18 protein-coding genes are annotated in these 17,703 nt (G+C 73.3%); 7 read left to right on the forward strand and 11 right to left on the reverse strand.

Annotated features, from left to right (window positions below; genetic code table 11):
- Nucleotides 1–13: 13 nt before the first annotated feature.
- On the forward strand, nt 14–667 hold the full coding sequence (locus HHX41_RS26695; protein WP_249350647.1) for a helix-turn-helix domain-containing protein: 654 nt from the start codon (nt 14–16) through the stop codon (nt 665–667).
- 3 nt (nt 668–670) lie between these two features.
- Here the strand turns inward: HHX41_RS26695 and HHX41_RS26700 are convergent, their stop codons facing one another.
- Nucleotides 671–1,390 carry a uridine kinase gene (locus HHX41_RS26700; RefSeq protein ID WP_182908203.1) on the reverse strand — a complete coding sequence of 240 codons (720 nt, stop codon included), beginning with the start codon at nt 1,388–1,390 and terminating at the stop codon, nt 671–673.
- A gap of 91 nt (nt 1,391–1,481) precedes the next feature.
- Here HHX41_RS26700 and HHX41_RS26705 point away from each other — a divergent pair, with 91 nt between their 5' ends.
- From HHX41_RS26705 to HHX41_RS26730, 6 genes are all read left to right on the forward strand, one after another.
- Entirely contained in the window at nt 1,482–2,648 is a 1,167-nt protein-coding gene (locus HHX41_RS26705) for a homogentisate 1,2-dioxygenase (protein WP_182908204.1), read from the forward strand.
- Complete coding sequence (fahA, locus tag HHX41_RS26710; protein ID WP_182908252.1) at nt 2,645–3,736, forward strand: fumarylacetoacetase; 1,092 nt, start codon at nt 2,645–2,647, stop codon at nt 3,734–3,736. The genes HHX41_RS26705 and fahA overlap by 4 nt, the downstream gene beginning before the upstream one ends.
- A gap of 38 nt (nt 3,737–3,774) precedes the next feature.
- Nucleotides 3,775–4,971 (forward strand): Ig-like domain-containing protein, encoded by a 1,197-nt coding sequence (locus tag HHX41_RS26715; protein WP_310742187.1) that lies wholly within the window; start codon nt 3,775–3,777, stop codon nt 4,969–4,971.
- A 46-nt stretch (nt 4,972–5,017) separates the two neighbouring features.
- Nucleotides 5,018–5,464, forward strand: a complete 447-nt coding sequence (locus HHX41_RS26720) for a VOC family protein (RefSeq protein ID WP_169986457.1) — start codon at nt 5,018–5,020, stop codon at nt 5,462–5,464.
- Nucleotides 5,465–5,556: 92 nt separating this feature from the next.
- On the forward strand, nt 5,557–5,988 hold the full coding sequence (locus HHX41_RS26725) for an NfeD family protein (RefSeq protein ID WP_169986459.1): 432 nt from the start codon (nt 5,557–5,559) through the stop codon (nt 5,986–5,988).
- 2 nt (nt 5,989–5,990) lie between these two features.
- Nucleotides 5,991–7,085, forward strand: coding sequence for an SPFH domain-containing protein (locus HHX41_RS26730; RefSeq protein ID WP_182908206.1), 1,095 nt, complete (start codon nt 5,991–5,993; stop codon nt 7,083–7,085).
- Nucleotide 7,086: 1 nt separating this feature from the next.
- Here HHX41_RS26730 and HHX41_RS39835 read toward each other — a convergent pair whose 3' ends face one another.
- The 10 genes from HHX41_RS39835 to HHX41_RS26780 form a co-directional block, all read right to left on the reverse strand.
- Nucleotides 7,087–7,575, reverse strand: coding sequence for an FAD-dependent oxidoreductase (locus tag HHX41_RS39835; protein ID WP_220504445.1), 489 nt, complete (start codon nt 7,573–7,575; stop codon nt 7,087–7,089).
- A gap of 68 nt (nt 7,576–7,643) precedes the next feature.
- Nucleotides 7,644–9,356, reverse strand: coding sequence for a YfjP family GTPase (locus HHX41_RS26740; RefSeq protein WP_182908207.1), 1,713 nt, complete (start codon nt 9,354–9,356; stop codon nt 7,644–7,646).
- Complete coding sequence (locus HHX41_RS26745) at nt 9,353–11,080, reverse strand: ABC transporter (protein WP_182908208.1); 1,728 nt, start codon at nt 11,078–11,080, stop codon at nt 9,353–9,355. Before HHX41_RS26745 ends, HHX41_RS26740 begins: the two co-directional genes overlap by 4 nt.
- Nucleotides 11,081–11,123: 43 nt before the next feature.
- Nucleotides 11,124–11,633: a hypothetical protein gene (locus HHX41_RS26750; protein ID WP_182908209.1), complete on the reverse strand. Its 510-nt coding sequence runs from the start codon at nt 11,631–11,633 to the stop codon at nt 11,124–11,126.
- A 6-nt stretch (nt 11,634–11,639) separates the two neighbouring features.
- Nucleotides 11,640–13,139 carry a HAMP domain-containing sensor histidine kinase gene (locus HHX41_RS26755; RefSeq protein WP_310742188.1) on the reverse strand — a complete coding sequence of 500 codons (1,500 nt, stop codon included), beginning with the start codon at nt 13,137–13,139 and terminating at the stop codon, nt 11,640–11,642.
- Entirely contained in the window at nt 13,123–13,812 is a 690-nt protein-coding gene (locus HHX41_RS26760; RefSeq protein WP_169986468.1) for a response regulator transcription factor, read from the reverse strand. Before HHX41_RS26760 ends, HHX41_RS26755 begins: the two co-directional genes overlap by 17 nt.
- Entirely contained in the window at nt 13,809–14,375 is a 567-nt protein-coding gene (locus HHX41_RS26765) for a hypothetical protein (protein ID WP_182908211.1), read from the reverse strand. The genes HHX41_RS26760 and HHX41_RS26765 overlap by 4 nt, the downstream gene beginning before the upstream one ends.
- Nucleotides 14,376–14,403: 28 nt before the next feature.
- Nucleotides 14,404–15,684 carry an ABC transporter permease gene (locus tag HHX41_RS26770; protein WP_182908212.1) on the reverse strand — a complete coding sequence of 427 codons (1,281 nt, stop codon included), beginning with the start codon at nt 15,682–15,684 and terminating at the stop codon, nt 14,404–14,406.
- On the reverse strand, nt 15,681–16,466 hold the full coding sequence (locus HHX41_RS26775) for an ABC transporter ATP-binding protein (RefSeq protein ID WP_220504446.1): 786 nt from the start codon (nt 16,464–16,466) through the stop codon (nt 15,681–15,683). Before HHX41_RS26775 ends, HHX41_RS26770 begins: the two co-directional genes overlap by 4 nt.
- Nucleotides 16,463–17,644 carry a biotin/lipoyl-binding protein gene (locus HHX41_RS26780; RefSeq protein ID WP_182908213.1) on the reverse strand — a complete coding sequence of 394 codons (1,182 nt, stop codon included), beginning with the start codon at nt 17,642–17,644 and terminating at the stop codon, nt 16,463–16,465. The genes HHX41_RS26775 and HHX41_RS26780 overlap by 4 nt, the downstream gene beginning before the upstream one ends.
- Nucleotides 17,645–17,703 lie beyond the last annotated feature (59 nt).

Genomic DNA, 17,703 nt, shown 5'->3' on the forward strand with positions numbered 1-17,703 from the left:
CGATAATCGGTACATGATGGCGGCCGAATCGGCGCAGACGCTCGAACGTGGCTTACGGCTGTTGCGGCTGCTCGCCGACGCGAACCGGGGCCGCACGCCGACCGAGCTCGCCCACGAGCTGGGCCTGAGCCGGCCGATCGTCTACCGGCTCCTGACGACCCTGCAGGCCGAGGGCTTCGCCCGGCGGGACGCGCAGGGCCGCGTGCATCTCGGTTTCGGGGTGCTCGTGCTGGCCCAGGCCGTGCATCCCCTGCTGCGGGCGGCGGCGCTGCCGGCGTTGCGCGCGCTCGCGGAGCAGGCGGGGGCGACCGCGCACCTGACCGTTGCCGAGGGCGACGAGGGGCTGGCCGTCGCGGTGGTGGAGCCGTCCTGGACCGACCTCCACGTCGCCTACCGCGAGGGCTCGCGTCATCCGCTGACGCGCGGCGCGGCCGGGCTGGCGCTGCTCGCGCTGCGCGACGGCCGTACGAATCCGGCGGTGCACACGAGCAGGGGGCACCTCCAGGAGGGCGCGCAGGGCATCGCCGCGCCGGTTCCGGGGCCGCCGTGGCTGGAGGCGTCCGTCGGCGTGGTCAGCTTCGCCGACCTCGACGCGGACAAGGTGGGCCCGCTGGTCCTGGAGGCCGCCGGCCGGCTCGCGACCGCCCTGTCCGAGCCCCCGGACTGACGGTCACCACTTCAGCAGCCGCGGCTCGGTGAACACCGTGTTGTCGACGACCACGTCGGCCCGCGCCAGCGGATCGGCCTCGGCGATGTAGATGCGCTCGGCGGGCAGATAACGGTGCAGGTGCAGCGCCTCGGCCTCGGATCCGGCCCAGTCCTGGTCGCGTTCCGCCCCGCGCCGCACCGAGGTCTCCGGCGTCACCTCCATCCAGACGCGCAGGTCCCAATACGCGTCGATCTCCGGGCGGAACGCGAACACCCCGTCCACGATCGTGATCGCGCCGGGCGCGGCGGTCGTCCGCACGGACGAGTGGTCCACCTGGGTGAGCGGGTCGATGGAGCACAGCGCGACGTCACCCGAGCCGCCCGGCCCCGCCGGTTCGAGCAGCAGGGCGATCGCCGCGTCGTAGTCGTAGGCGTTCCGGTAGTACCCCTCGCCCGACTCCCGGTCGTACAGGTGCCGGTCACGCCACGGCCGCTTGAAGTCGTCGAGGCTCGCCCGCAGCACGGGGCGCCCCGCTCGGGCGAGGTGCTCGGCGAGCTCGTGGCCGAAGCTCGTCTTCCCGGCCGCCGTGAGCCCGTCCACACCGACGCGCAGACGGCCCGTCCCGAGAGCCAGCACGCGCTCCGCCACCCGCCGGACCAATGCCGTACGCGCGGGGGACCCGGGCGCCGGCGTCGGCTGCCGCCAGGTCGAGACGGACAGGTGGATCTCCGCTGTACTCATGACGCACAGCTTGACATTCCCGGCGGCATGGCGAATCGTCGTACATATATAGGACGCCGGCGTCCGCTTAACGGACAAGCAGGGAGGTGTCATGCCGCACTACCGCATAGTCGGGGAGGTGCCGCGCAAGCGCCACGTGCAGTTCCGCGCTCCCGACGGCGGGCTGTACAAGGAGGAGCTCATGGGAGAGGAGGGCTTCTCCTCCGACTCCTCGCTGCTCTACCACCGCCACGCGCCCACGGCCATCGTCAAGGCCGAGGCCGTGGACGCGGGGGCCTCCGGGCTCACGCCCAACCTGCCGCTGTCCCCGCGCCATTTCCGCACCCAGGACCTGAGGCCGGAGGGCGACCTCGTCTCCGGGCGGATGCTGCTCGCGGGCAACTCCGACGTCCGCATCTCGTACGCCGCGACGGACGCGCCCAGCGAGCTGTACCGCGACTCCATGGGTGACGAGTGCGTCTACGTCGCGAGCGGCCGGGCCCGCTTCGAGTCGGCGTACGGCGCGCTGGACGTGGCCGAGGGCGACTACGTCGTGATCCCGACCGGGACGATCCACCGATGGGTGCCCGAGGGCCCGGTGACCGCGCTGGTGGTCGAGGCGGCCGGGCACATCAGGCCGCCGAAGCGCTACCTGTCCCAGTACGGCCAGTTCCTGGAGCACGCGCCGTACAGCGAGCGGGACCTGCGCGCGCCGGCCGAGCCGCTGCTCGCGGACGGCGCGGAGGTTCCGGTCCTGGTCAGGACGCGGGGCGGGCTGACCCGGCTGACCTACGCCCACCACCCGTTCGACGTCGTGGGCTGGGACGGCTGCCTCTACCCCTACGCGTTCAACATCCAGGACTTCGAGCCGATCGTGAAGCGCACCCACGCGCCGCCGCCGGTTCACCAGACGTTCGAGGGCCCGGGCTTCGTCATCTGCTCGTTCTGCCCCCGGCCGCTGGACTTCCACCCGGAGGCCGTGCCGATCCCGTACAACCACCACAACGTGGACTCCGACGAGTTCATGTTCTACGTGGGCGGGGACTACACGGCCAGGAAGGGGTCGGGCATCGACGTCGGCTCGATCTCGCTTCACCCGGCCGGTTTCACGCACGGCCCGCAGCCGGGCGCGGTGGAGGCCGCCGTCGAGGCCGTGCGGAAGGGCCACACCGAGACGACCGAGATGGCCGTCATGCTCGACACGTTCCGCCCGCTCGATCTCGGTCCGGCCGCCCTCGCGTGCGAGGACACCGACTACGCGTGGACGTGGGCGAGATGAGCTTCGGGCTCGGCAACCTGCCGTACGGCGTGTTCTCCCGGCCCGGGGAACCGCGCAGGGTCGGCGTGCGGGTCGGGGACCACGTCCTCGACCTGGCGGCCGCCCTCGGCGGGGACGTCTACGCGGCGCCCAGCCTCAACCCGCTGCTGGCCCTGGGCCGTGCGGCCTGGCAGGAGTCGCGGGCGCGGGCCCGCGAGGCGGCGGCCACGGGCGACCATATGGTCCCGCTGGCGGAGGTGACCCTGCACCTGCCGGTCGAGGTGGCCGATTATGTGGACTTCTACGCCTCGCTGGAGCACGCGTCGAACCTCGGGCGGATCTTCCGTCCGGACGACGAGCCGCTGAAGCCCAACTGGCGGCACCTGCCCGTCGGCTACCACGGGCGGGCGGGCACCGTCGTCGTCTCGGGGACGCCGGTCAGGCGGCCGTGCGGGCAGCGGCCGTCGTTCGGGCCTTCCCAGAGGCTCGACATCGAGGCGGAGGTCGGCTTCGTCGTCGGGGTGCCGACGGGGCTCGGCGAACGCGCCGGCGCGTTCGAGGACCACGTCTTCGGGGTCGCGCTCGTCAACGACTGGAGCGCCCGCGACATCCAGGCGTGGGAGTACGTCCCGCTGGGGCCGTTCCTCGGCAAGTCGTTCGCCACCTCGATGTCGGCGTGGATCACGCCGCTCGACGCCCTGGAGGAGGCCAGGGTCGAGGGCCGGTCGCAGGAGCCCGAGCCGCTGCCGTACCTCGCCAGGCAGGCACCCTGGGGGCTCGACCTCACGCTGCGCGTCGATCTGAACGGCGAGACGGTCTCGACGCCGTCGTTCCGCGACATGTACTGGACGCCCGACCAGATGCTCGCCCACATGACCGTCAACGGCGCCCGTCTGCGCACCGGCGACCTGTTCGCCAGCGGCACGGTCTCGTCGATCGGGCAGCCGGGCTCACTCATCGAGCTGACCTGGAACGGCGCGGACCCGGTCAAACTGCCCAACGAGACCCGGACCTTCCTGGAGGACGGCGACACCGTCACGATCACCGCGTGGACCTCGCACGGGATCAGCCTCGGTGAGGTCTCGGGAAGGATCCTTCCGGCGACTTAGCGTGTTTCTGTCGTCACCCCTCGCTATCTTGGGTGCCCGTGAAGCCACGCACCCCGCCTCCCGCCGCCCGCGCCCTGCTCGCGGTGCCGCTCGTGGTCGCCCCGGCGCTTGTCGCGGGCTGCGCCGTACGCGTGCCGCCCGCGCCGCGCATCGCGATCGCCCCGGCCTCCGGCGCGGCGGCGGTCCCGCCGGAGGCGGGCCTGGTCGTCAGCGCGAAGGGCGGCAGGCTGACCAGCGTGCTCGCGTTCGCGGGGCGCGACCCCGTGCCCGGCACGTTCGACCCGGCCCGCACGGTGTGGCGGTCGTCGTGGACGTTGCGTCCCGGCACGCAGTACGTCGTCAACGCCGTCGCGACCGGGCCCCAGGGCGTCACCGCCCAGGTCGCGGGCCGGTTCCGCACGCTCACCCCGCGCCGTGAGGTCGCCGTCGCCTCGATCGTCCCCTCCGACGGCGAGACCGTCGGGATCGGCATGCCGATCATCGTGACGTTCACCAGGCCGGTCGAGGACCGCGCGGCGGTCGAGCGGGCGCTGGTGGTCCGGGGCCCCGCCGAGGGCGCCTGGCACTGGGTGAGCTCCACCCAGGTCGTCTACCGGCCCCGGAAGATGTGGCCGTCCGGCGGCCACGTGCGCCTGACCGCCCATCTCGCCGGCGTCCGCGCCGCCCCCGGCACGTACGGCACCGCCGACAGGAGCGTGGCCTTCACCGTGGGACGGGCCATGGTCAGCACGGTCGACACCCGCACCCACGAGATGGTGGTGCGGCAGGACGGCAGGGTGGCCCAGCGCATGCCGATCAGCGCCGGCATGGCGACCACGAGGGAATACACGACCACGAGCGGGATCCACCTGACGATGGACAAGGGCAACCCCGTCCGCATGGTGTCCCCGGGCCGCCGCAAGGGCGACCCCGGCTTCTACGACAAGCTCATCGACTACGCCGTACGGATCTCCAACAGCGGCGAGTACGTCCACTCGCTGGACAACGTGTGGGCGCAGGGCCGGGCCAACGTCAGCCACGGCTGTCTGAACGCCCACCCCGACCAGGCGCGGTGGTTCTACGAGCACGCGCTGCGCGGCGACCCCGTCGTCGTCACCGGCACGACCCGCGAGCTGGAGTGGAACAACGGCTGGGGCTTCTGGCAGCTCTCCTGGCCTCGGTGGCTGGCGGGCAGCGCCCTGCGGCACGACGGCGCGCGGACCCCTTCCGCCGTGACCCCTTCCGCGCTCTCCTGACAGACACCGCCGCACTCCAGTCAGCGGTCTGCATTACGGTCGAGTCATGGCAGCAGTGACGATCGACCTGACTCTCTACTGTGAGAACGCGAGGCTCCTCGCCGAGTTCTGGAAGACGGCGCTCGGCTACGTCGACGAGATCCCGGCCTCCCGGTACGGCACCGCCGAGGAGTCGTTCGCGCGGCTCGACCTGCCCGCGGGCGGCGCCGACGACGACGGGGCCCTGCTCTGCGACCCCGAGGGGATCGGCCCCCGGCTCTCCATCTTCCGGGTCCCCGAGCGCGGGACGACGGACAACCGGCTCCACATCGACGTGCGCGTGCCCGGAGAAGGCTCGGCGGCCGATCGGTGGGAACGGATCAGAGCGGAGGCCGCCCGTCTGGTGCGCGCGGGCGGCACGATTTTGGAGGCCTTCGACGACCACATCATGATGGCCGACCCGGAGGGCAACGAGTTCCGCGTCACCGCGGCCCCGGTGTCCGTCTCAGCGTGAGACCCCGCGCCCTGGGATAGCGCGGCCGTACGCGTTAGGTTTGAGGAGGAACCAGACCCGAGCGGTGTTCGTTCATTGCTATGGAGGCGGCAATGGACTCCTGGATCGTATGGCTCATCCTGGCAGCGGTGCTGGGCGTCGCGGAGATCTTCACGCTGACCGCGGCGTTGGGACTGCTGTCTATCGCGGCCCTGCTCACGACCGTGGTCGCGGTCGTCGGGCTGCCGCCGGCGATCCAGCTCGCCGTGTTCGTCATCGCCTCCGTCGCCGGCCTCGCCGGGGTGCGCCCGATCGCGCTCCGGCACATCAAGCAGCCGCCACCGAAGCGCTTCGGCGTGCCCGCGCTCATCGGCAAGTCCGCGTACGTGACCAAGGAGGTCACGGGCAGGGACGGCCGGGTGCGCATCGGCGGGGAGGAGTGGTCGGCCCGAGCGTACGACGAAACGCTCGTGATCCCGCCAGGGGCCACGGTCGACGTCATAGAGATCGAGGGCGCCACCGCCCTCGTCTATCCCCGGGAGTGATCATGGACGGAGCACTGATCGCCGGAATCGTCATCGCGTTCGTCGCGATCCTGACGGTGCTGCGGGCGGTCCGGATCGTGCCCCAGGCCAGAGCCGGCAACGTCGAGCGCCTGGGCAGGTACTACCGCACGCTGGGCCCCGGCCTGAACTTCGTCATCCCGTACATCGACCGGGTCCGCCCGCTGCTGGACCTGCGCGAGCAGGTGGTGTCGTTCAAGCCCCAGCCGGTCATCACCGAGGACAACCTCGTCGTGGACATCGACACGGTGCTGTATTTCCAGGTCACCGATCCCCGGGCGGCGGAGTACGAGATCGCCAACTTCATCCAGGGCGTCGAGCAGCTCACCGTCACGACGCTGCGCAACGTGGTCGGCGGCATGGACCTGGAGAAGACGCTCACCTCGCGCGACATGATCAACAGTCAGCTGCGCGGCGTACTCGACGAGGCCACTGGAAAGTGGGGCATCCGGGTCAACCGGGTCGAGATCAAGGCGATCGACCCGCCGAAGACCATCAAGGACGCCATGGAGAAGCAGATGCGCGCCGAGCGGGACAAGCGCGCGGCGATCCTCACGGCCGAGGGCCAGCGGCAGTCGCAGATCCTCACGGCCGAGGGTGAGAAGCAGAGCGCGATCCTGCGCGCCGAGGGTGAGCGCACCTCGCAGATCCTCAAGGCCCAGGGTCAGTCGCAGGCGATCGACGAGGTGTTCCAGGCCGTCCACCGCAACGACCCCGACCCCAAGCTGCTCGCCTACCAGTACCTCCAGGTGCTGCCGCAGCTCGCCCAGGGCCAGGGCAACACGATGTGGGTGATCCCGAGCGAGGTCACCTCGGCGCTCAACACGTTGTCGAAGGCGTTCACCGAGTCGCTGCCCGCGAGCCGGGCCGCCGTGACGGACGGCAGGGAGCACGAGCGGAGGGTGGCGGGCGACGAGGCCGTCGCCGAGGCCGAGCGGGCCGCCGCGGAGGCGAGGGCGGCGGCCGAGGACAGCGAGCTGGGACCGCGCCAGATCGAGTCCCGCCGCGCCGATCTCGGCGCGGACGGCGTCCCGAGCCCCGACCCCGCCCACGCCGTACGCCCGGACGAGCGCTCGTAGCTCACACCATGGCCAGGTAGGCGGCGAGTTCCCCGGGCGAGGAGGTGGAGACCCCGGCGTACCCGTCCGGCCGGACGAGGGTGTACCGCTCGCCGCCGTAGGGCTCGGCGACCTCGTACGCGCGCACCCGCGGACCGGGTGCGACGTACGGGACGGGACCGGCGGACAGCAGGGTGAAGTGCGGGCCCCGCAGCAGGTCGACCATGCGGGCCCGCGTCCCGTCCGCCAGCGGGAGCGGGCCGTCGGGCACCCGGTCGCCCCCGCGCCGGGCGAGCGAGCCGCCCCGGTAGCTCAGCGAGAGCTGGTAGGAGAGCGCCACCATCCCCCTGCCCGGCGTGCGCGGCTGCAGGCCCTTGCCCTTGGAGCCGGCCGCGGGCTCGGGCGCCCGCTCGACGATCCGGCAGGCGACGCCCCGCCGGGCCAGGTCCACGGCGAGGGTGAGCCCGGTCGGGCCGGCTCCGGCGATCAGTACGTCGGTGTCTTCGCGCATGCCCCGACCATGCCGGGCCGCGCTGCCAGACCGCTGTCACGCGCCTGCCGCCTCATGGCAGGCCCGAATCACGAGGCGGCGAGCGACACGCGGTCGGCGAATCTGGCGTAGCGGGCGAGTTCGTCCCTGGTGGGTGCGACGATCAGCGCCCCGGCGACCTGTTCGATGCCGGCGCGCAACGCCTTCGCGGCTCTGCGCGCCCTGCGCCGTCCGCCGATCCAGGCGAACACCCGGCACAGCAGCGCGATCAGCACTCCCGCCAGCGCGCCGCCCAGCAGGAGCACGGTCGGCCACGGTGCCCGGCCGAGCGTGGGGGTGGGGAGCTCGGGCAGCATGAGGTAGTTCAGCGCGAAGCGCACGAGCAGCCAGATCGCGCCCGCGGCCATCGCGGCGACGGTCAGCCACTGCGCCGTTCCCGCCACGCGCCACCATCGAGGGGCTTTGGAGACGCCGCCCGAGGTGGCCGCGGCGACCGTGCGGTCCAGGGCGTCGGTCAGCTCCTCCGACCGCGACCGCGCCGCGTGCCGTACGGCCGTCGCCCACGGCTCGGGCACCGCCTCCGACGCGGCGGCCCCGACGTCCCGCAGGGCGGTGTCCAGGGCCGAGACCTCGACGGCGGTGGCCGCGGGCAGCGAGGAGCGGGCTCCCCCGGTCAGGTGCAGACGGCGCAGCGGATCGGGCCGCAGCCTGCGCAGCCAGCGCGTCACCGGCCAGCCCGTCGCGGCGACCGAGCGGTGCCGGTGCGACTTCGCGACCGCCTCGACCGCGACGGGCGCCCCGGCCGCCTGCGCCAGCGCCCGCGTCAGCGCCCCGCCGACGGCGACCTCCGGCACCGCCACCCGCCCCGGCGGGGGCGGGGCCTCGGCCGTCACGCGCGATGGGGCAGGAGGCGGCGACGCGGCGACGGCCGCCGCCCTCGCCTCCCGCGTGCCTGCCGGGAGCGCCACGGCGCCCGGTTCCGGTTCCCGGGCGGCCGGGGGCCGGGTGGCCGCCCAGAGCCCGGCGGCGGCCGAGGCCACGTCGGCGGCGAGCCGCGACGACCAGGCGCGGCGGCGGGAGATCTCACGGTCGAGCAGCGCCCGCAGTTCGGGGACGCCCTCGCCGGTGCGGGCGGAGACGCCCAGCACCATAACCCCCTCGAGCCCGTCCGCCGCCAGCAGGCCGCGCAGGTCGTCGAGACAGCGCTTGACCGAGCGTTCGGGCAGCCGGTCCACCTGGTTGAGCACGACGACCATGACGTCCCGGTGCCGGGCGAGCGGGCGCAGGTAGCGCTCGTGCACGGCCGCGTCGGCGTACTTCTGCGGGTCGAGCACCCAGACCAGCAGGTCCACCACGCCGACCAGGCGGTCGACCTCCCTGCGGTGGGCCAGCTCGATGGAGTCGTGATCGGGCAGGTCCAGCAGGATCAGCCCCGACGCGTCGCCCTCGACGGTGTGGCGCAGGGGGACGTCGAGCCAGTCGAGCAGCGGCCCCGCGCCGCCGGTGCCCCACAGGGCCGCCTGCGCCTTGGCGGTCGTCGGCCGGGTCACCCCCACCGTCGCGAGGTCGGTCCCGGAAAGGGCGTTGAACAGCGACGACTTACCGCTCCCCGTCGCCCCGGCGAGGGCGACCGCGGTGTGGTCCACCGACAGGCCGCGCCGTACCCCGGCGCGGGCGACGACGGCGCGCGCGTGGTCCACGGCCTCCTGGCCGAGCCGGCCCTCCGCCAGGTCGGCGGCCTCCGCGAGCGCCTCCAGGCGGTCGTCCAGCGACACCTCCGCCTTCCTGCGCGGGAGCTTCACAGGACGCCCCTCTCCTGTACGGCCTTGGCGGCCTCCCGCAGCCGGGCGGACGTCTCCGGCGCCGGGCCCAGCCCCTCCACCAGGGAGGTGAAGCGGGCGCGTTCCTCGTCGAGCAGCGCGCGGACGCGCCGCCGCAGGTCCTCCCGGGCCTCCTGCGTCAGCGTGCGTACGGCCTGGTCGCCGAAGACGGCTTCGAGCAGCTTCTGACTGAGCACGCCGGTGCCGCCGGCGATGCCCAGCTCGATGCCGGTGATTCCGCCGGTCGTGGAGAACACGGCCAGCATGATCAGCACACCGAGGCTGTTCACGCCGAACGACGCCGCCCTGGCGAGCGTGCGCCGGTCGGCGCCCTCCGAGCGGACGAGGTCGAGCACGTGCCCCTGCCAGGCGCGTACGGCCTCGCCGGCCCGGCGGGGCAGATCCGGCGAGGCGCGGCCGAGCCGCCCGGAGACGGTGACGCCGGACTTGTCCAGCAGGTCGCGCCCGGCGGGCAGGGCCAGCCACGCCTCGACGGCCCGCTCGGCGGCACCGTCCGCGGTGGCGCGGATCAGCGACTCCACCCCGCTCTCCAGCGCCACCCGCAGTTCCCTGTCCGGCGCCGGGCGGCCCCGGAACGCGGCGGCGAGGCGGTCGCGCAGCCAGCCGATCCGCGACTCCAGCGAGCGCATCAGGTCGCCGGTGCCGACGAAGTCCTGCCAGCGGGCCAGCACCTCGCCGCGCAGCAGCCTGCCGTCGCGCATCCCGTCGTCGAAGGCCGACATCGCCACGTCGTACGCCCTGCTCGCGATGTCGCGCAGCTCGGTGATGCCCGCCCGCTGGCGCTCCACCCGGTCGGCCAGGTCGGGCACCCGGGTGCCCAGGCTGTCCAGGGCCCCGGTCAGGGTCCGCCGTACGACCTCCGCCCGGGCCTTGGCGTCCACCGAAAGGTCGGCGAGCCAGGTCGCGATCGGCTGCACGACGTGGGCGGGCAGCCGGGCCCGCTCCGACGGCAGCTCCAGCTCCGGGACGGTGAACAACGGCGTGCCGCCCAGGCCGTTGTCCCGCAGCAGCCGGGTCAGGTCGGCGGCCACGGGTTCACACGCCTCGGCCGGGACCCGCTGGAGGATCACCGCGAGCGCCGTGCTCCGCTCCCTGGCCAGGCGCAGGAAGCTCCACGGCACCTCGTCGGCGTACCGCGCGGCGGTCGTGACGAACAACCACAGGTCGGCCGCGGCGAGCAGTTGGGCGGCCAGCTCGCGGTTGGCCGTGACGATCGAGTCGATGTCGGGGGCGTCGAGCAGCGCCAGCCCGGGAGGCAGTCCCTTCACGGGGGCGATCCGCAGGGTGCCCGGCTCGCCGCGTCCCCCGCCGGCCGCCCCTCCCGTCACCCTGGCCAGCCCGGGCAGGACCGTGGTGGAGGTGAACCAGGCGGCGTCGGCGGGGTTGCACACCAGAGTCGGGGCGAGCGTGGTGGGCCGCAGCACCCCGGGCTCGGTCACGATCACCCCGGCCAGCGAGTTGACCAGGGTGGACTTGCCCGCCCCTGTGGAGCCGCCGACCACGGCGAGCAGCGGCGCGTCGATCGCCGCAAGACGGGGCAGCAGGTAGTCGTCGAGCTGCCCGCGCAACTCCACCAGGACGCGCCGGTCGGTCGCGGCGTCCCCGATCTCCAGGGGAAACAGGTCCTGATCGAGGTGACGCCGCAGGCTATCCAGGGTGGCCCGCAGCCTGTCGTTCCCCGCCATAACTCCCGACCTTCCCCGAGGAGGGCCCGCGAATCAGCCGCCCTCAGGCACCGGGCGTGGCAGTGGGAGTGGGCAGCAGGACCTTGCACTTGTCGTAGGCCTTGGCCACCTTCGGGTCCGAGGTGGCCAGACCGCGCACGCGCCCACCGTCGGGGAACTCGGCGCCGTTGTCCTTCATGCAGGTGCGGAACGCCTGCAGGGCCTGCGGATCGACGCCGCGCCGGCCGCCGAACCCGCCCTGACCGCCTTGCGGCATGAGGGAGCGGCACGCCTCGAAGGCCTTGCTCGTCGCGGGATCCATCGACCGGAACCCGCCGAAGCCCCCGCTCGGTCTGCCGCTGGGCCGCACGCTCGGCATGCCCGAAGGACGCCCGCTGGGGAGTGTGACGCCGTTCTCGCGCAGGCACTCGGTGAACGCCGCCCGGGGGTCGGCGCTCGAACCGCCGCCCGCGGCCCGCGTGGTGGTCGTGGCGGCGGTGTCGTCACCGCCGCCGCAGCCGGTCACCGTGACCGCCAGAGCCGCTGCGGCAACCGCGATGGACAGGTATCGCAAGGGAGATCACCCTAGCCTTTCTTCGGGCGGGCACGCGGGGAGGCGGACGCGGAACACCGCGCCGCGGCCGGGCTCGCCGTCGGCCGTGATGGTGCCGCCGTGGGCCTGGACGAGGGCGGCGGCGATGGACAGCCCGAGTCCCGTGCCGCCGGAGTCCGACCGGCTGCGCGCGGGATCGGCGCGGTAGAACCTCTCGAAGACGCACTCGGCGTCGCCGGAGGCCAGGCCCGGGCCGTCGTCGGCCACCTCGATCAGCGCCTGCGATCCGGGCACGAGGCCCACGCCCACGCGGAAGGCGGTGCCCGCGGGAGTGTGCCGCAGGGCGTTGCCGACGAGGTTGCCGACGACCTGGCGCAGCCGCGCCTCGTCGCCGAGCACCCGCACCGGCTCCTCCGAGTCGTCCAGCCGCAGCAGGTCGATCTCCCGGTCCGGCGCGAGCGTCTGCGCGTCGAGCACCACCCCCGCCGCGAGGCTGAGCACGTCGACCGGGCGGCGTTCGAGGGGGCGCTGCTGGTCGAGCCTGGCGAGCAGCAGCAGGTCGTCCACGAGCAGGCCCATGCGTACGGCCTGGTCCTCGATGCGGCGCAGCAGCACGACGGGGTCCTGCGAACTCTGCTGGCGGTACAGCTCGGCGAAGCCGCGGATCGAGGTGAGCGGGGTGCGCAGCTCGTGGGAGGCGTCGGCCATGAACCGGCGCATCCGCTCCTGCGACGCCTCCCGCTCGCGGAACGCCGTCTCGATCTGGGTGAGCATGCCGTTGATGGACCGGCCGAGACGGCCCATCTCCGTGCGCCGGTGCCGGAGCGGGACGCGCCGCGACAGGTCGCCGGCCGCGATCGCCTCCGCCGTCCTCTCGATCTCCCCCAGCGGACGCAGGCTGCGCCGTACGAGCCAGTAACAGGCGACCCCGAGCGCGACGAGCACGGCGAGGCCGACCCCGACGACGATCGCCTCCAGCTGGGAGACCGTGCCGTCGATGTCGGCCAGGCTGATGGCGGCGACGCGGAACCGGGTGCCGTCCTGTTCGCGTACGGCGATCGCCCGCCACAGCACCCCCGAACGGGACTCCACCGTGAACAGCCACCGTCCCCGGTCCTGGCGTGGCCTGGGCAGCGCGGGCGGCGGGTCGGCGTTCGGCGGCTCCTGGACGGTGCGGACCACGGTGCCGTACTGGTCGAGCACGACGATGTAGAACGACCCGAACTGCCTCGGCGGCCGGGACACGGCATTGGCGGCCTGGGCGGGAGGCGGCTCGGCCGGGCGCCGGCCGATGGCCGTGAGCTGCGTGTCGACCCGCTGCACCAGGTAGCCCCGCAGGAGCTGGACGGCGAAACCGCCGGTCAGCGCGATCGCGAGCGTCACCAGCAGCAGCGTCCCCGCGACGAGCCGCAGCCAGAGCGGGGTCCGCGCGACCCGCCGCCGCAGCTCACCGCCGCTCAGCGGGCGCGGCACCCGGCGGACGCCGGCCGCTCCGCCGGAACGGAGCAGGTCAGTGACGCGGCGCACGGAGGACATAGCCGACGCCGCGGAGCGTGTGGATCAGCTTGGGCTCGGTGGTGTCGACCTTGCGCCGGAGATAGGAGACGTACGACTCGACCACGTTGTGGTCGCCGCCGAAGTCGTAGTGCCAGACGTGGTCGAGGATCTGCGCCTTCGACAGCACCCGGCCCTGGTTGGCCATGAAGTAGTGCAGCAGCTTGAACTCGGTGGGCGACAGCCGTACGAGGGCGCCGCCGCGCCAGACCTGGTGGGAGTCCTCGTCGAGCTCCAGGTCGGCGACGCGCAGCCGGGCGGGAGCGGCGTCCCCGCCGCGCGTGCGGCGCAGCACGGCCCGGATGCGCGCGAGCACCTCCTCCAGGCTGAACGGCTTGGTGACGTAGTCGTCGCCGCAGCCCAGCCCGGCGATCTTGTCCTCGGTCGCGTCCCTGGCGGTGAGGAACAGCACCGGGACCCGCCGCCCGGAGGCCTGCAGCCGGTCGGAGACGGCGAAGCCGTCCAGGTCCGGCAGCATGACGTCGAGCACGATCAGATCGGGGCGCACCTTGGCGGCGATCTGGACCGCCTCCCGGCCGGTGCCCGCGGTGATCACCTCGAACCCGGCGTACCGCAGGCTCGCCGACAGCAGTTCCCTGATGTCGGGCTCGTCGTCGACGACCAGCAGACGGCCCTCCGTGGTCACGATCCCGCCCTCCTGCCCATGGGCGAGCCCTGCGTGACCGCCGTCGCCGCCACCTGGCCCTGGGCGTCGGCGGCGCCCGCGACGGTGACGAAGCTGCCCGGCTTGAGGTCGGAGACCTTCCCCGCCCGGCTGACCTGGACCTTGGTCTCGCCCGAGGTGGTCACCGTGACCACGCCGCCGTTCGGGGTCTGGACGTAGATCTTGTCGCCGTCGACGAGCTTGACCGTCCCGAAGGTCATGCCACCGGACCCTGCCCCTGCGCCCGCGCCGCCGAAGCCACCGCCCGCGCCTCGTGCGTACCCACCGCCCGCGGGGGCCTGACCTGCGCCGGCATACGCCCCCGGGCCGGCCGCACGGGACGGCACCCGGCCCGGTGCGGAGCCGCCCAGGAGCTTCTGCACCTGGATGCCGAGGAGCAGCCCGGCCACCAGCAGGACGCCCCCGGCCAGGGCGAGCGTCAGCTTCGACCCGCCCGCCCGCGCGGGACGCGCCGTCAGCACCTCCTGGAGGTCGTCGTCGAACGGCGAGGTCTCCAGAAGCTCCTCGGTGTCGTTCCTGCTCACATCAATCTCCCTTCCACGGGTCCGGCCGTCACTCGAAGCGCAGGGCTTCGATCGGCCGCAGCCCGGCGGCGCGGTTGGCGGGATAGCTGCCGAAGAACAGGCCGATCACGACCGAGACGCCGAGCGCCAGCGCGATCGACGCCGGGACGATCACCGGCCGCACGCCCGCGATCGTGAACTGGGCGCCGATCACGGCGATCAGCACGCCCAGGAGGCCGCCGACGAGGCTGAGCATCGTCGCCTCGGCGAGGAACTGGCCGAGGATCGCGCCCTTCGGCGCGCCGATCGCCTTGCGGATGCCGATCTCCCTGGTCCGCTCGGTGACCGTGACGAGCATGATGTTCGTGATGCCGATACCGCCGACGAGCAGGCTGATCGCGGCCACCGCGCCGAGCAGGACCGTGAACGTCCCGGTCGCCGCGCTGACCGTCTCCTGCAGGGCGGCCTGGTTGAGGATGCGGTAGTCGGCGCTCGCCGAGCCGGTGATTCCGTGCCGCTGGTTGAGCACCTCGGTGACCTCGCTCTGCGCGGCGTCGACCGCCTCGGCGCTCTTGGCCTGCACGAGGATCTGCCCCAGCGGCCCGAACCCGGTCAGGCTCTGCTGTACGGCGGGCAGCGGGGCGATCGCCACGTCGTCGGCGTCCTGGAACCCGGACGAGCCGGCCTCCTTCAGCACGCCGACGACGGTGAACGGCACGCCCGACACCGTGATCTGCCTGCCGAGGGGGTCGACCGTGCCGAACAGGTTCTCGGCCACCGTCTGCCCGATCACCACGACCTTGCGCGCGGCGAGCACGTCGTCGTTGTAGAAGTAGGAGCCCTTGACCACCGGCTTGTTCGACGCCTCGAAGTAGCTCGGGTAGGTGCCCACGAGCTGGCCGATCGAGTGGCTCGCCCCATCGTAGGCGGCGCTCTGGGACTGCGCCGTCACGACCGGCGAGACGCTCTTGACCGAGGGGGCGTTCGCCGGGTCGGCCAGCGCCCGTGCGTCGTCGACGGTGAGGTCCTTGGCCTGGGTGCGCGGGCCGGTGTTCTGCCGCCCGGCCTGGCCGCCCCCTCCCCCGCCGGCGCCGCGGGCGAAACCGCCGGGGCCACCCCCGCCACCCGAGGTGGAGGGCGTGACGGTCAGCGAGTTGGCCCCGAGCCGCTGGATGTTCTGCTGGATCTGCCGGGACGACCCCTCGCCGATCGCGACCAGCAGGATCACCGCGGCGACGCCGATCAGGATGCCGAGCATGGTCAGCGCGCTGCGCATCTTGTTCGCGGCCAGGCCGCGCAGCGCGAACCGCAGGACCTCCGCGGCGTTCACGAGGCCACCTCCGCGAGCCGCGGGGGCGGGCCGCCGACCGGCGTGGTGCGCACGTCCTCCACGATCCGGCCGTCCATGAGGCGGACGACCCGTTTGGCGTGCGCGGCGACCTCCTCCTCGTGCGTGATGACGACCAGGGTCCGGCCGCTCGCGCTGAGACGGTCGAAGATGTTCATGACGTCCTCGCTGGACTTGCTGTCGAGAGCGCCCGTGGGCTCGTCGGCCAGCAGCAGGGTCGGCGCGGTGACGAGCGCGCGGGCCACCGCCACCCGCTGCTGCTGGCCGCCGGACAGCTCGTTGGGCTGGTGGTGGACGCGCTCGGAGAGCCCGACCCGGTCGAGCGCGGCCAGCGCCCTGCGGCGCCGCTCCGCGGCCCCGACCCCGCCGTACGCCAGGGGAAGCTCGACGTTGGCGAGCGCGCTCATCCGGGGGATGAGGTTGAACGACTGGAACACGAAGCCGAGTTTGCGGTTGCGGACGATCGCGAGCCGCCGCTCGTCGAGCCCGCCCACGTCGGTGCCGTCGAGGTGGTAGGTCCCGCCGGAGGGGACGTCGAGGCAGCCGATGATGTTCATCAGCGTGGACTTGCCGGAGCCGGAGGCGCCCATGATCGCGACATAGTCGCCGCGCTCCACCCTGAGCGACACGCCGCGCAGCGCGCGCACCGCGGTCTCGCCCTCGCCGTACACCTTGGTGACGTGGCCCAGATCGAGCACAGGGGGGTCGAGCGCAGGGGGGTTGAGCACAGGGGGGTCGAGCGCCGGCGGCGGCCCGGGCCTCATCGGTTGCCTCCGCCGCCACCGCCACCGCCGCCGAAGCCGCGGCCGAACCCGCCTCCGCCGCCGGGGAACTGGATGCCCCCGCCTCCGCCGGTCGTCGACGCCTGGGGCCGCACCACCTGGTCGCCCTCCTGGAGCCCCGACTTGATCTCGGTGGTGGTGTCGCCCTTGAGACCGGCCTCCACCCTCTTCACGACCTGCCTGCCGTTCTCCAGCACCGTCACGGTGGTCTGGCCGCCCGCCGTGGTGACCGCCGAGGAGGCCACCGTGAGCACGTCGGCCGCCTCGCCCACGGTCACCCGTGCGGTGGCCGTCTGCCCGAGCCGTACGGTGGAGGGCACGTCGGTCAGCGAGATCGTCACGGCGTACTGGACGACGTTGTTGTTGGTCTGCGGCTGCGGGTCGACCACCGTCACCTTGCCGGCGGCGGTGACCCCGGCGAGGGCGTCGAAGCTCACCGTCGCCGCCTGGCCGACCTCGATCCTGCTGACGTCGGCCTCGGTGAAGTTCCCCACGATCCGCAGGCGGGCGGGGTCGGTGATCTCGACGAAGCCGCCGGAGCCGGCGGACCCGGAGGACCCCGCGGAGCCTGTGGACCCTGTGGACCCTGTGGACCCTGTGGACCCGTTCTGCGACTGCGCCTGGCCGCCCTGCGAGGACCCGCCCGACGCGCCGGACGAGCCGCCGACGGCCCCGTTGACCGCCGTGACGACCCCCGCGAACGGCGCCTTGATCACCGTGCCCGCCACCGCCCGCTTCGCCGACCGGTAGGCGTTTCGCGCGTTGATGTACTGCGAGTAGCCCGAGGCCGTCGAGGTGTCGGCCTCCTCCGCGGCGTCCAGGCTCGCCCGGGCCGCCTCCAGGCTCTCCCGGGCAGCGGTGTCGTCGATGCGCGCGAGCACCTGTCCCTTCTTGACCCGGTCGCCGGTCTCGACCAGTACGGCCTCGACGGTGCCGTTGGTGCCGAAAGCGAGGGCGCGCGTCCGGGCGCTCTCGACGGAACCGGAGGCCGATACCGAGGCGAGCACGGTCCCGCGGGTCACCCGGGTCGTCAGCGGCGCGGCGCCGTCTCCGGAGGTGTCGCCCCCCACGGACGCCCAGGCCGCCGCGATCCCGCCGAGCAGCAGTACCACCAGGACGCCGTTGATGATCAGCGTCCTGCGCTTCGTCGACAGCTTCACGACGTCGAACCATGGCAAACTCCGCTGCGGGCAACCTAGGCTGATGCTGAGGGTTTGCT

This window comes from Microbispora sp. H13382 (genome assembly GCF_014161445.1).
Taxonomy (GTDB): Bacteria; Actinomycetota; Actinomycetes; order Streptosporangiales; family Streptosporangiaceae; genus Microbispora.

What these genes read in the sequence shown, in the direction of transcription:
- HHX41_RS26695 (WP_249350647.1), top strand. Translation starts at nt 14, where the DNA reads ATGATGGCGGCCGAATCGGCGCAGACGCTCGAACGTGGCTTACGGCTG.
- HHX41_RS26700 (WP_182908203.1), bottom strand. Translation starts at nt 1,390, where the DNA reads ATGAGTACAGCGGAGATCCACCTGTCCGTCTCGACCTGGCGGCAGCCG.
- HHX41_RS26705 (WP_182908204.1), top strand. Translation starts at nt 1,482, where the DNA reads ATGCCGCACTACCGCATAGTCGGGGAGGTGCCGCGCAAGCGCCACGTG.
- fahA (WP_182908252.1), top strand. Translation starts at nt 2,645, where the DNA reads ATGAGCTTCGGGCTCGGCAACCTGCCGTACGGCGTGTTCTCCCGGCCC.
- HHX41_RS26720 (WP_169986457.1), top strand. Translation starts at nt 5,018, where the DNA reads ATGGCAGCAGTGACGATCGACCTGACTCTCTACTGTGAGAACGCGAGG.
- HHX41_RS26725 (WP_169986459.1), top strand. Translation starts at nt 5,557, where the DNA reads ATGGACTCCTGGATCGTATGGCTCATCCTGGCAGCGGTGCTGGGCGTC.
- HHX41_RS26730 (WP_182908206.1), top strand. Translation starts at nt 5,991, where the DNA reads ATGGACGGAGCACTGATCGCCGGAATCGTCATCGCGTTCGTCGCGATC.
- HHX41_RS39835 (WP_220504445.1), bottom strand. Translation starts at nt 7,575, where the DNA reads ATGCGCGAAGACACCGACGTACTGATCGCCGGAGCCGGCCCGACCGGG.
- HHX41_RS26745 (WP_182908208.1), bottom strand. Translation starts at nt 11,080, where the DNA reads ATGGCGGGGAACGACAGGCTGCGGGCCACCCTGGATAGCCTGCGGCGT.
- HHX41_RS26775 (WP_220504446.1), bottom strand. Translation starts at nt 16,466, where the DNA reads ATGAGGCCCGGGCCGCCGCCGGCGCTCGACCCCCCTGTGCTCAACCCC.